Below are 10981 nucleotides of genomic sequence, written 5' to 3'. Positions count from 1 at the left end.
TGCCCAGCCGGATCGAGGCGGCCTTGATGTTGAAGGCGCTGCCGCCCGTGATGATCTCGCCGTCGCCGCTGTGGATGCGGTAGTCGCGCACGTCGCGCACGCCGCACAGCACCACCGTCTGCGGAAAGGCCATCGGCCGCTGCGCGTAGCCGGCGCGGATCTGGCGCAGCAGGGAGATCAGCGTGTCGCCGATGAGCGCATCGACTTCGTCCAGCAGCAGCACGGCGGGACGGGCGGGGTCGGCGGCGCTCCAGTGGGCGAGCAGACGGGAGAACTTTTCCTCCGCCGCGGTGCTGCGCCCTTCGCCGCGCAGCAGCCAGTCGTCCAGGCTTGCGTCCTTCAGGTACAGCGCCGCGCTGCGCGCCACGGCGCTGCAGGCGGCTTCAATCCCGCGCTCGACCTGGCCCCGCGCGGCTTGCGCGGTTTCGATGTTGGCATACAGCGCCCGGTAACGCCCCTGCCGGTTGAGGTGCTCCATCAACGCCAGCAGCGCCGTGGTCTTGCCGGTCTGGCGCGGGGCGTGCAGCACGAAGTAGCGCTGCGCCTCGATCAGCCCCAGCACCTCCTCCAAGTCGATGCGGGCGAGCGGATCGAGCACGTAGTGCAGGTCTGCCTTGCTCGGGCCGGCGGTGTTGAATTGCTTTTCTGGCACGTGGTGTTGAGCCCCCTCATCAAAAACCCAAGGTCTGCGGCCATTCAGTCGGGAGAGCGCCCAGGTAAACCATGACAGCCCCCGACGTGGGGCGGCCTGCCCTCGCCTTCACAAACTGCGCTACAGTGTGGCCAGCGCTTGCTCTACAGCCGCAACAATATCATCGACACCCCTTTGTTTTCCGGATTCCAAGCTGCGCCGCGCCGCTCAACCTTCGCTGAATGCGTCCGATAACCTTGGCAGAGACCAACCGATGACGACACGGAGTCAAGCCATGTACACGGCCCCTGCCGCCCGCACCGCCAACGCCTATCTGCGCCAGGCCGCCGCCAGCCGCGTCGCGGCGGCCAGCCCGCACGAGCTGATCGCGATGTTGTTTGAGGGGGTGGATCAAACGCTCTTAAGCGCCTTGGGAGCGCTGGAGCGCGGCGACATCCCAGCCAAGGCAGCTGCGTTAAGCAAGGCGGTGCGCTTGCTGGACGAAGGCTTGCGCGCTGCGTTGGATCCCAAAGGAGGCGAGCTGACCGAGCGGCTGGATGCTCTTTATGATTATTGCATCCTGCGGCTGACGCAGGCTAACCTGCACAACGACGCCAAAGGGATTGAAGAGGTGCGCGGCTTGCTGGCTCCGGTGGCGGACGCCTGGAATCAGATCCGCCCGCAATGACGGCTGTCGGCACGAGGAACCTGCCATGACCCACCCAGCCCCCGTGGATGTGTTGGAGTATTACCGTGCGCTGGAGCAGGCCAGCGAGCGCATGCTGCAGGCCGCCGAGGCCGACGACTGGGACCGCGTAGCCGAGCTGGAAGGCGCCTGCGCGCTGCTGATCGAGCGGCTGCGCGAAGCCGGCCAGCGCGCCGAACTCAGCCCCGCCGAGCGGGCCGAGAAGCACCGCATCATGTTGGCGATTTTGCGGCATGACGCGCGCATCCGCGAGCTGGCCGAGCCTTGGCTGGACGTGTGGGAAAGCACGCCTCCGGGCAGCCGATCGGTGTTGCTGCATTGAATGGCGTCGGCTGGCGTCAAACCTGCATGTTCATGATGTCGGTGTAGGCTTGCATCATGCGGTTGCGCACGTGCAGCGCGGCCTGAAAGCCAATTTGAGCCTTTTGCATAGCCACCATCGTTTCCTCAAGGCTGGCGCTGCGGTCGCCCATTTGCACGCGGTTTTGCAGTTCGCTGGCGCGGTGTTGCGCGGCGCTGACTTCCCGCAGCGCGCTGCGCAGCGCCTCGCCAAAGCCTGGCTGCGGCGTCGCCTGAGGCTTGATGGCGGTCTGCGCGCCCGTTGCGCTGACAGCGCCGCCCGCAGCCGCTTGGGCAGCCAGGGCTTTTTGCGCCGCGCGCAGGGCGGCAGCCTGGGCGGGGCTTAAGGCGGCGCTGGCTAAGGGCAGCAGTCGCAAATCCATGGCAGCGATCCTTCTAGGACTTCGACGACGCAGGTGCGGTTGCCGTCGCCATCACGCAACGCCACTGTAGCGCTGCCGATCAGGGCTGCATAAGCGCAAACAGCGCCGCCGAGACCCGTCTGTTTCAGCTTTAGGTTGTCATGGGCCCAAGCGAATAATGGCGCCCATGGCAACCACCACTCCTGTCCTGACCGAGCCGGATATCCTGCCCGCCGAAAGCGCGGCTGCAGCCGCGCCGCCGTCGCCCCTGGTGGCAGGATGGCAACGCCTGTCCACTGGGCGCAAGGCGGCGCTGGTGGCTGGTGCGCTGGCGGTGCTGGCGCTGCTGGCTGCGGCGTTTTACGCGCTCAACAAGCCCGATTACCGGGTGCTCTACGCCAACCTGTCGGACAAGGACGGCGGCGCCATCCTGGCCCAGCTGTCGCAGATGAACGTGCCGTATAAGCACGCCGACGGCGGCAACGCAATCCTGGTGCCGGCCGACCGCGTCAACGACGTGCGCATGAAGCTGGCCAGCCTTGGCCTGCCCAAAGGCACGGTGGTGGGCTATGAGTTGATGGATCAGGGCAAGTTCGGCTTGACGCAATTTCAGGAACGCGTCAACTTCCAGCGCAGCTTGGAAGGAGAGCTCACGCGCACGATTCTGTCGCTGAGCTCGGTGGCCGACGCGCGCGTGCACCTGGCTTTGCCCAATCAGAACGGTTTTTTCCGCGAGCAGCAAAAGCCCTCGGCCAGCGTGGTGGTGACCCTGCACCCCGGGCGCAGCCTGGATCGCACGCAGGTGGCCGGCATCGTACATCTGGTGGCCAGCTCCGTGCCGGAACTCGACCCCAAGGCGGTCAGCGTCATCGACCAAAACGGCACGCTGCTGTCGCAGCGACCGGAGGGCGACGGCGGGGCGGATTCGCGCCAGTTGGAGTATGTCCGCACGCTGGAGCGCACCTATCAACAGCGCATCTTGGATTTGCTGGAGCCGGTGGTCGGCCGCGACAACGTGCGCGCCACGGTGACCGCGGACGTGGATTTTTCGCAGACCGAATCGACCACCGAGCAACATCGGCCCAACCAGGGCAACGAGCCGGCGGCGGTGCGCAGCTCGCAGACGATCGAGGAAAACACCCCGGGCTTGACCGGCCCTGCCGGCGTTCCTGGGGCCGCCACCAACATCGCGCCAGGGGCCACCACGGCGCCGATCAACGGCCCCGGGGCGCCGGTGGGCGTGGTCGGCCAAGGCGCCGCCGGCGTGGGCGACACGCGCAGCCGGCGCGAGCAAGTGGTCAACTACGAAGTGGACAAGACGGTGTCGGTGACGCGCAACGCCACCGGCACGGTGCGGCGGCTCAGCGCCGCGGTGGTGATCAACCACACCACGGTGACCGACAAAAAGGGCAACGTCACCACCGCGCCGCTGCCGCCGGAGCAGTTGCAGCAGATTCAGGCGCTGGTGCGCGAAGCCATCGGCTTCAACGGCGAGCGCGGCGACTCGGTCAATGTCGTCAACGCGCCGTTCAACCAACCCAAGGCCGAGCCGGTGGAGGTGCCGTGGTACCGCGACGCGGCGGTGGTGGACACCGCGCGCAGCTTGGCCGCGCCGGCGGGGCTGCTGGTGGTGGCGCTGCTGACCTGGCTGTTGATGGTGCGCCCAGCGCTGAAGATGATGCAGCCGCCGCCGGCGCCGAAAGCCGAAGCGGACGCCCTACCCGCCCCCGGCAGCCAGCTGGAAGCGCTGGTGGCCGAAAAAGTCGAACGCCCCGGTTTGCCGCAGCCGGTGCACAATGAGCCCACCCCCGAAGAGCGCCAACTGGAGGACGCGCGGCGGCTGGCGCGCGAAAACCCGGTGGCGGTGGCCAACATCATCAAGGGCTGGATCAGCGGCGAGGGGGCGCCGGCCTGACCGGCCCGCGGCGAGCACGGGTGCACGGCGATGGCAGAAAGCGACGACGGACTGCAGGACGCGGCCATCTTCCTCATGTCGCTCGGCGAGGAAGAGGCCGCCGAGGTCTTTAAGCACTTCTCGCCCAAGGAAGTGCAGCGCCTGGGCGAGACGATCGCGCGCATGCGCACGGTGCCGAAGGAGAAGGTCAACGCCGTCATCGACCGCTTCATCCGCGAGGCGCAGTCGCAAAGCCTGCTGGTGTCGGACACCGACAACTACGTGCGCTCGGTGCTCAAGCGCGCCCTCGGCGAGGACAAGGCCGCGCTGCTGATCGACCGCATCCTGCAGGGCGGCGACGTCTCCGGCATCGAGAGCCTGAAGTGGATGGACCCGCTGTCGGTGGCCGAGCTGCTGCGCAACGAGCACCCGCAGATCCTAGCCGCCATCCTGGTGCACCTGGACCAGGATCACGCCGCCAACATCCTGAAGCACTTCACGGAGCGCACGCGCAACGAGGTGATGCTGCGCATCGCCACGCTGGAGGGCATCCAGCCCACGGCGCTCAAAGACCTCAACGAGGCGCTGTACCAGGTGCTGGCCGGCGGCGACAAGATCCGCAAGAGCTCGCTGGGCGGGGTCAAAACCGCCGCCGAGATCATCAACCTGCTGGGAGCCAGCCTGGAGGCCAGCGTCATCGAATCCATCCGCGAGCAGGATCCGGACCTGGCACAAAAGATCATGGACAAGATGTTCACCTTCGAGGACCTGCTCAAGCTGGACAACAAGGCGCTGCAAATGGTGCTCAAGGAGGTGTCGTCGGATCAGCTGGTGGTGGCACTCAAGGGCGCCTCGCAAGAGCTGCGCGAAAAAATCCTGTCCAACATGTCCAGCCGCGCCGCCGAGGCGCTCAAAGAAGACCTCGAATCGCGCGGCCCGGTGCGGCTGTCCGAGGTGGAGGCGCAGCAGAAGGAAATTCTCAAGATCGTGCGCCGTCTGGCCGACGAAGGCCAGATCGTGCTGGGTGGAGGCGGCGACGATGCCTTCGTCTAACCGGGCGTCCCATCCCTACCAACGCTTCATCCCGCGCGAGGAGGTGCAGGCCGTGCAGGCGTGGACCTTCGCGCCCGTGGATGAAGCCACGCTGGCTGCACAGCGCGCCGAGGCCGAGGCGCGCGAGCGCGCCTTGCGAGCGGCCACGCAACAGCAGCTGGACGAAGCCCGCGCGCGCGGCTACACCGAAGGCTTTGAGCAGGGCCGCCAGGCTGGCGCGCAGGAGATGCGCGAGAAGCTGGAGGCCCCCCTGCGCGCGCAGGCCGAGGAGCAGGCGCGGCGGCTGGCCGCCCTGCTGACCGACGTGGAAGCGGAGCTGGACGACTTGCGCGCCCGGGTGGCTGACGAACTGTTGGCGCTGGCCTGCGACCTGGCGCGACAAGTGGTGCGCCGCGAGCTGGCGCAGCCGCTGGAGCCGCTGCGCGCCGTGGTGGCCGAGGCGCTGGGCGAGCTGGGCGAGGAAGCCCAGCCGGCCACGCTGCGGCTGCATCCGGACGACCTGGCGGTGCTGCAGCCCAAGCTGGAGGAGCTGCTGGCCGGGCGACGCGTGCAGGCGCTGGCCGATGCGCGCGTGAGCCCCGGTGGCTGCGTACTGGATTCGCCGCTGGGGGTGGTGGACGCCACGATCGAGCGGCGCTGGGCGCGGGCGCTGGCGGCGCTGGGCCGCAGCGAGCCGTGGCAGCCGCAAGCCGCGGCCACGAGGGAGACCGCCGATGGCTGAGCTCGACGCCGTCCACGAGCGCTGGCAGCGCTTCCTGCACGCCGCGCGCACGCTGGTGCAGCGGCCGCTGCCGTTGGACCGCGGCGGGCGGCTGACGCGCATGGCGGGCCTGGTGCTGGAGGCGCGCGGGCTGCAGGCGCCGGTGGGCAGCCAGTGCGTCATCACGCCGCACGCCGACGCGCTGGCATCGGACGCCGGCGAGCCGGTGCTGGCCGAGGTGGTGGGCTTTGCCGGCGAGCGCGCCTTCCTGATGCCGGCTGGGCCGACCGGCGGGCTGGCGCCCGGGGCGATCGTGCGGCCACTGCCGCCGTTTCGCCCCACGCTGCGTTGGGGCGCAGAGGACGAGGCGCTTTCCGCTCCGATCGATGAGCGCGGTGTGCTGCGCCTGCCGCTGGGGGATGGGCTGCTTGGCCGCGTCGTGGATGCGCACGGCCAGCCGCTCGACGGCCTGGGCCCGCTGCACGCGGTGCGCGCCGAGCCGATGCAAGCCCAGCCGATCAACGCCATGCGGCGCGCGCCGATCCGCCAACCGCTGGACACCGGCGTGCGGGCGATCAACGCGCTGCTGACGGTGGGGCGCGGCCAGCGCCTGGGGCTGTTTGCCGGCTCCGGCGTGGGAAAAAGCGTGCTGCTGGGCATGATGGCGCGCTTCACCGCCGCCGACGTCATCGTCGTCGGCCTGATCGGCGAGCGCGGCCGCGAAGTCAAGGAATTCATCGAAGACATCCTGGCCGCGCGTGACCGCGACCGCGCCGTCGTGGTGGCCGCCCCGGCCGACGCCCCGCCGCTGGTGCGGCTGCAGGGCGCGCACTACGCCACCGCGATCGCCGAGCACTTCCGCGACCAGGGCCGCCACGTGCTGCTGCTGATGGACTCGCTGACGCGCTACGCGATGGCGCAGCGCGAGATCGCGCTGGCCATCGGCGAGCCGCCGGCCACCAAGGGCTACCCGCCCAGCGCCTTCGCCCGCCTGCCGCAGCTGGTGGAGCGCTCCGGCAACGGCCCGGAGGGCGGCGGCTCGATCACCGCCTTCTACACCGTGCTGTCGGAAGGCGACGACCAGCAGGACCCGATCGCCGATGCGGCGCGCGCAATCCTGGACGGCCACATCGTGCTGTCGCGCGCGCTGGCCGACGGTGGCCTGTACCCGGCGATCGACATCGAGGCGTCGGCCTCGCGCGTGATGCACAACGTCGTCAGCGCCGAGCACTGGGCGCTGGCGCGGCGCTTCCGCCAGCTGTGGTCGCGCTACCAGAAGAGCCGCGACCTGATCCAGCTCGGCGCCTACGTGCCCGGCAGCGACCCCGACACCGATCTGGCGATCCAGCTGCACCCCGGCATGGCGGCGCTGCTGCAGCAGGATATGCGCGAGGGCGCGCCGTTCGACGCCAGCGTGCGCCAGCTGGCCGAGCTGCTGGCCGGCACCGGAGGCCGCGCATGAAGCGAGCGGCCGACCTCGCCGTGCTGCTGGAGCTGCGCCAGCGCCAGCGCGACGATGCGCTGACCGCCCTGGCCCAGGCCCGGCGCGAACGCCAGCAGGGCGAGCAGCAGCTGGAGCAGCTGCACGCCTACGCGCGCGAGGCCGAGGCGCGCTGGATCGAGCGCGCGCGCGGCGGCGTCAGCCCGACGCTGCTGGCCACGCATCGCCACTTCATGGCGCGGCTGGAGCACGCCACCCAGGTGCAGCGGCAGACGCTGGAGCAACAGGCGCAGCGCATCGCCCGCTGCGAGGCGCAGCTGCTCGAGGCCGAGCGGGCGCTGGCCACGCTGAAGCGGCTGCAAGCGCGCCGCGCGCAGCAGTGGCAGCAGCATCAGGCGCGCCAAGAACAGAAGGCCAACGATGAGATGGCGCTGCAGCAGCACCGCCGCCAGCACCACCCCACCCCGTGAAGGAGGATGCCCGATGAGCACTGTGCAATCCGCAGCCCAACCCCAAACCCCAACCGCTCTCACGACGCCATCGAGGCCATCTGCCGGGGAATCGGTCAAGCAGCCGGCTGACCTGTTTGCGCTGTTGCTAACCGATTGGCAAACCCTCGACGGCAGCGAGGCTGCTGCCAGCGAAGGATCGAACGGCCAACCCTCCCGGGGCTCATCCCGAGATCAAGACCCTCTTAGCGGGGATGCTTCCTGGAACGCCCTTCTGGCATGGGCGCTTCAACCGCCCGGGTCGGCGCAGCCTGCCAGCACTGAAACTCAAGGCGAAGGGACGGGGCTCTCCATTGGCTCCCAAGGACTTGTGGGAACCCCTGCAGCGCCGCTCGAAGCCGAACAGCGCATCCATCCTGCGCTGCAGGGCCAGGACGCAAGCTCCGCCGACCCGCTGCGAGTCGGCCCTGGTCGAATTTCGAAGGCACGCGACAAAAATGCGCGCCCCAATGCACCGGGGCGTGGCGACACGCAGCCCCTCGCCGATATCGAATCGACCGCGCAGCGCGAGCTCACAAATGGTTTGCATCACAACAGTGAGCGCAGCCCGCTTGGGCTTGCAGCTGCCTCGCGCAGCGACCCCACGTCGAGTCATCCGACGCTAACCCTGCGCTCCTCTGACACGACCACCTTCGCACGGCTGGAAACGTCCTACAGCGGCACCGCACCGCAGCATGATGCAGGCGCAGGACATGCCTCGGGGGCCGCTCGCCCCGCCGCGCCGGGGAGCGCTTCTCTGACCGCTCCAACGTTTGGCGAGCATTTGCAGTTGGCGGTGCGCCAAACGCTGGAAACCCTGAGCGCTCAGGTCACCATGTGGCAGGCGGGTCAGAGCCACCACGCCAGCCTGACATTTGACGCAGCGGGCGACGATCCGCTCGCCGTTGAAGTGAAGGTCGAACAAGGCGTGGCTCATCTGGCCTTCCGAACCGATGATGCGGCAGCCCGACAGCTTATTCAGGCCCAAGCCCCGCAAGCGTTGGCCGAGGCGTTGGCCCGCGCGGGTTTGGCGCTGGGTCAGCTGGATGTGGGCGCGCGCGGCCAGAGCGATGGAGGCTCCGAGGGCTCGGCGCGCTCCGGTCGGCGTTGGAGCGTTCAGGTCCCGACAGAGCCCGCTGCCGCGGCCACGCGGGTTGCCAGCGGAGTCTTGGCGCGAGGCGCTGTGGATGTGTATGCCTAACTCGCCGAGGTTGTGAAATCGGACCGCTTGGATCGCACAGGCTGACCTCCATCGCAAGTCTTCCGTGCCAAAATAGCTTCAAACTTGACTTTGACGGTGAGGCGCGTGTCCCTCACCGTCGTCACATAGGGGTCCTGACACCATGGCCAAAGCCGAAGCACCTGGCACAGAGCCCGCCCCCCCCAAAAGCAAGAAGCTGCTCATCATCGCTATCGTGGTGGTGGCGCTGGCCGCTATTGGCGCTGGCGTAGCGTTCATGCTGAAATCCTCCAATCCTGAGGAAGGCGATGGGGAAGCGCCGGCCGCCAAAGCTGAAAAACCCAAACCCAAGAAAAAAGACGCCGCCACCCCGCCGACCTTCATGCCGCTCGAAGCGGTGGTGGTTAACCTGGCCGACCCCGGCGTGACCCGCTACGCGCAGGTGGGCATCACCTTGCAGGTGGAAGACGCCAAAACCGCCGAAGAAGTTAAAAAATTCATGCCGGCCATTCGCAGCGGCATTCTGATGGCCATTTCACGGCGTACGGCTGATGAGCTGCTCAGCGCCGAAGGCAAGGAAAAGCTCGCCGCCGAAATTCTGGAGCTCGTGCAAAAAACCGCTGACATGGAGCCCTACAAAGGCTACAGCCCGGTGGAAGCGGTGCTGTTTTCCAGCATCATCGTGCAGTGATGGCATGCCAGTTGCGCACGCGCAGCGGAGGGTCAAGCCATGAGCGACGCATTCCTGTCTCAGGACGAAATTGACGCCCTGCTGGAGGGCGTCACCGGCGAAAGCCAAAAGCTGGCCAAAGAAGAGGTTCAGACCGGCGGCATCCGCCAATACGATCTTTCGCGGCAGGAGCGCATCGTGCGTGGGCGCATGCCCACGATGGAGGTCATCAACGAGCGTTTCGCCCGCAACCTGCGCGTCGGCCTGTTCAACTTCATCCGCCGCAGCCCCGAGATTTCGGTCGGCCCGGTGCAGGTGCAGAAATACAGCATGTTTTTGCGTGACCTGGTGGTGCCGACCAACTTCAATATCATGGCGGTGCGCCCGCTGCGCGGCAGCGGGCTGGTGGTGTGCGAGCCGACGCTGCTGTTTGGCGTCATCGACAGCCTGTTTGGCGGTACCGGCAAATTTCACACCCGCATCGAGGGACGCGACTTTTCGCCGACCGAGCAGCGCGTCATCAACCGGCTGGTGGATGTCGTGGCCGAAGAATACAAAAAGGCCTGGAAAGGCATCTACCCACTGGAGCTGGCTTACCAGCGCTCCGAAATGCAGCCGCAATTTGCCAACATCGCCACGCCGAGCGAAATCGTGGTATCCACCAGCTTTGCGCTGGAAATCGGCGACATCAGCGGCTCGCTGCACATCTGCATTCCGTATTCGACGCTGGAGCCGATCCGCGACCTGCTGTATTCCAACACGCAGGGCGACTCGATGGAGGTGGATCGGCGCTGGGTCAAGCTGCTGAGCCAAGAAATTCAAGCGGCTGAGGTTGAGTTGGTGGCCGAGCTGGCCACCGCCGACGCCACCGTCGAACAGCTGCTGGCGATGAAGCCCGGCGACTTCATCGAGCTGGAACGCCAGCGCATCATTCAGGCCAAGGTGGGCGGGGTGCCGGTGCTGGAGTGCGAATACGGCACGCACAATGGTAAATACGCGTTGAAAGTGGTGCGCGTGTTGCGCAGCTCCGACACCAGCTGGCACGCCCACGGAGGAATGAGCTATGACAAATGAGAATGAGCCGCAGCAGCCCGCCCCTGCCCCGGTGGATGAGCAGGCGCTGGCCGACGAATGGGCCCAAGCCCTGCAGGAGCAGGCGGCTGCCAGTTCGGCTTCGAACCCAGAGGATCCCTTCAGCGGCGCGCCCAGTTTTGACCAAGCGCCACCGGCGCCGGCGGCTCAAAACGACATCAGCATGGTGCTGGACATCCCGGTCACGCTGTCGGTGGAGTTGGGCCGCACGCGGGTGCCGATCAAATACATCCTGCAGTTGGCCCAGGGTTCCATCGTCGAGCTCGACGCGCTGGCCGGCGAGCCGATGGATGTGCTGGTCAACGGCTACCTGATCGCCCAAGGCGAGGTGGTGGTCGTCAACGAAAAGTTCGGCATCCGCTTGACCGACATCGTCACCCCGTCGGAGCGGCTGCGCCGGCTGAGCAAGCACCACTGAGAGCCCC

13 protein-coding genes are annotated in these 10981 nt (G+C 67.6%); 11 read left to right on the top strand and 2 right to left on the bottom strand.

What is annotated here, in order from left to right:
* Positions 1 to 652 (bottom strand): AAA family ATPase (locus Talka_RS10590; RefSeq protein WP_143891292.1); only part of this gene is annotated, 652 nt, incomplete at its 3' end.
* 274 nt (positions 653 to 926) lie between these two features.
* Here Talka_RS10590 and fliS point away from each other — a divergent pair.
* Both fliS and Talka_RS10580 read left to right on the top strand, forming a co-directional pair.
* Positions 927 to 1319, top strand: a complete 393-nt coding sequence (gene fliS / locus Talka_RS10585) for a flagellar export chaperone FliS (RefSeq protein ID WP_143891291.1) — start codon at positions 927 to 929, stop codon at positions 1317 to 1319.
* Between the two features lie 25 nt (positions 1320 to 1344).
* On the top strand, positions 1345 to 1659 hold the full coding sequence (locus tag Talka_RS10580; protein ID WP_143891290.1) for a flagellar protein FliT: 315 nt from the start codon (positions 1345 to 1347) through the stop codon (positions 1657 to 1659).
* Between the two features lie 16 nt (positions 1660 to 1675).
* Here Talka_RS10580 and fliE read toward each other — a convergent pair whose 3' ends face one another.
* Positions 1676 to 2059 (bottom strand): flagellar hook-basal body complex protein FliE, encoded by a 384-nt coding sequence (gene fliE, locus Talka_RS10575; RefSeq protein ID WP_143891289.1) that lies wholly within the window; start codon positions 2057 to 2059, stop codon positions 1676 to 1678.
* 166 nt (positions 2060 to 2225) lie between these two features.
* Here fliE and fliF point away from each other — a divergent pair, with 166 nt between their 5' ends.
* The 9 genes from fliF to fliN all read left to right on the top strand — a co-directional run bounded on the left by fliF (position 2226) and on the right by fliN (position 10974).
* Positions 2226 to 3953: a flagellar basal-body MS-ring/collar protein FliF gene (gene fliF / locus Talka_RS10570; RefSeq protein ID WP_143891288.1), complete on the top strand. Its 1728-nt coding sequence runs from the start codon at positions 2226 to 2228 to the stop codon at positions 3951 to 3953.
* Positions 3954 to 3983: 30 nt separating this feature from the next.
* A complete protein-coding gene (fliG, locus tag Talka_RS10565; RefSeq protein ID WP_143891287.1) occupies positions 3984 to 4985 on the top strand; it encodes a flagellar motor switch protein FliG in 1002 nt (333 codons plus the stop codon).
* Positions 4972 to 5706: a FliH/SctL family protein gene (locus Talka_RS10560; RefSeq protein WP_143891286.1), complete on the top strand. Its 735-nt coding sequence runs from the start codon at positions 4972 to 4974 to the stop codon at positions 5704 to 5706. Before fliG ends, Talka_RS10560 begins: the two co-directional genes overlap by 14 nt.
* Positions 5699 to 7147, top strand: coding sequence for a flagellar protein export ATPase FliI (fliI, locus tag Talka_RS10555; RefSeq protein ID WP_143891285.1), 1449 nt, complete (start codon positions 5699 to 5701; stop codon positions 7145 to 7147). Before Talka_RS10560 ends, fliI begins: the two co-directional genes overlap by 8 nt.
* On the top strand, positions 7144 to 7596 hold the full coding sequence (gene fliJ, locus Talka_RS10550; RefSeq protein ID WP_143891284.1) for a flagellar export protein FliJ: 453 nt from the start codon (positions 7144 to 7146) through the stop codon (positions 7594 to 7596). The genes fliI and fliJ overlap by 4 nt, the downstream gene beginning before the upstream one ends.
* Before the next feature lie 13 nt (positions 7597 to 7609).
* On the top strand, positions 7610 to 8815 hold the full coding sequence (locus tag Talka_RS10545; protein ID WP_185970136.1) for a flagellar hook-length control protein FliK: 1206 nt from the start codon (positions 7610 to 7612) through the stop codon (positions 8813 to 8815).
* Between the two features lie 142 nt (positions 8816 to 8957).
* Complete coding sequence (locus tag Talka_RS10540; protein ID WP_143891282.1) at positions 8958 to 9485, top strand: flagellar basal body-associated FliL family protein; 528 nt, start codon at positions 8958 to 8960, stop codon at positions 9483 to 9485.
* A gap of 39 nt (positions 9486 to 9524) precedes the next feature.
* Entirely contained in the window at positions 9525 to 10538 is a 1014-nt protein-coding gene (gene fliM, locus Talka_RS10535) for a flagellar motor switch protein FliM (protein WP_143891281.1), read from the top strand.
* Positions 10528 to 10974 carry a flagellar motor switch protein FliN gene (gene fliN, locus Talka_RS10530; RefSeq protein WP_143891280.1) on the top strand — a complete coding sequence of 149 codons (447 nt, stop codon included), beginning with the start codon at positions 10528 to 10530 and terminating at the stop codon, positions 10972 to 10974. The genes fliM and fliN overlap by 11 nt, the downstream gene beginning before the upstream one ends.
* The last annotated feature ends 7 nt before the right edge of the window (positions 10975 to 10981 follow it).

The organism is Tepidimonas alkaliphilus (assembly GCF_007556595.1).
GTDB classification, from domain to species: Bacteria; Pseudomonadota; Gammaproteobacteria; order Burkholderiales; family Burkholderiaceae_C; genus Tepidimonas; species Tepidimonas alkaliphila.
This window is presented reverse-complemented; position numbering and strand designations above follow the sequence as displayed.

Coding starts and splice junctions, on each gene's coding strand:
- Talka_RS10545 (WP_185970136.1), top strand. CDS start 7,610: ATGAGCACTGTGCAATCCGCAGCCCAACCCCAAACCCCAACCGCTCTC.
- fliI (WP_143891285.1), top strand. CDS start 5,699: ATGGCTGAGCTCGACGCCGTCCACGAGCGCTGGCAGCGCTTCCTGCAC.
- fliG (WP_143891287.1), top strand. CDS start 3,984: ATGGCAGAAAGCGACGACGGACTGCAGGACGCGGCCATCTTCCTCATG.
- Talka_RS10560 (WP_143891286.1), top strand. CDS start 4,972: ATGCCTTCGTCTAACCGGGCGTCCCATCCCTACCAACGCTTCATCCCG.
- fliF (WP_143891288.1), top strand. CDS start 2,226: ATGGCAACCACCACTCCTGTCCTGACCGAGCCGGATATCCTGCCCGCC.
- fliJ (WP_143891284.1), top strand. CDS start 7,144: ATGAAGCGAGCGGCCGACCTCGCCGTGCTGCTGGAGCTGCGCCAGCGC.
- Talka_RS10540 (WP_143891282.1), top strand. CDS start 8,958: ATGGCCAAAGCCGAAGCACCTGGCACAGAGCCCGCCCCCCCCAAAAGC.
- fliM (WP_143891281.1), top strand. CDS start 9,525: ATGAGCGACGCATTCCTGTCTCAGGACGAAATTGACGCCCTGCTGGAG.
- fliS (WP_143891291.1), top strand. CDS start 927: ATGTACACGGCCCCTGCCGCCCGCACCGCCAACGCCTATCTGCGCCAG.
- fliN (WP_143891280.1), top strand. CDS start 10,528: ATGACAAATGAGAATGAGCCGCAGCAGCCCGCCCCTGCCCCGGTGGAT.
- Talka_RS10580 (WP_143891290.1), top strand. CDS start 1,345: ATGACCCACCCAGCCCCCGTGGATGTGTTGGAGTATTACCGTGCGCTG.
- fliE (WP_143891289.1), bottom strand. CDS start 2,059: ATGGATTTGCGACTGCTGCCCTTAGCCAGCGCCGCCTTAAGCCCCGCC.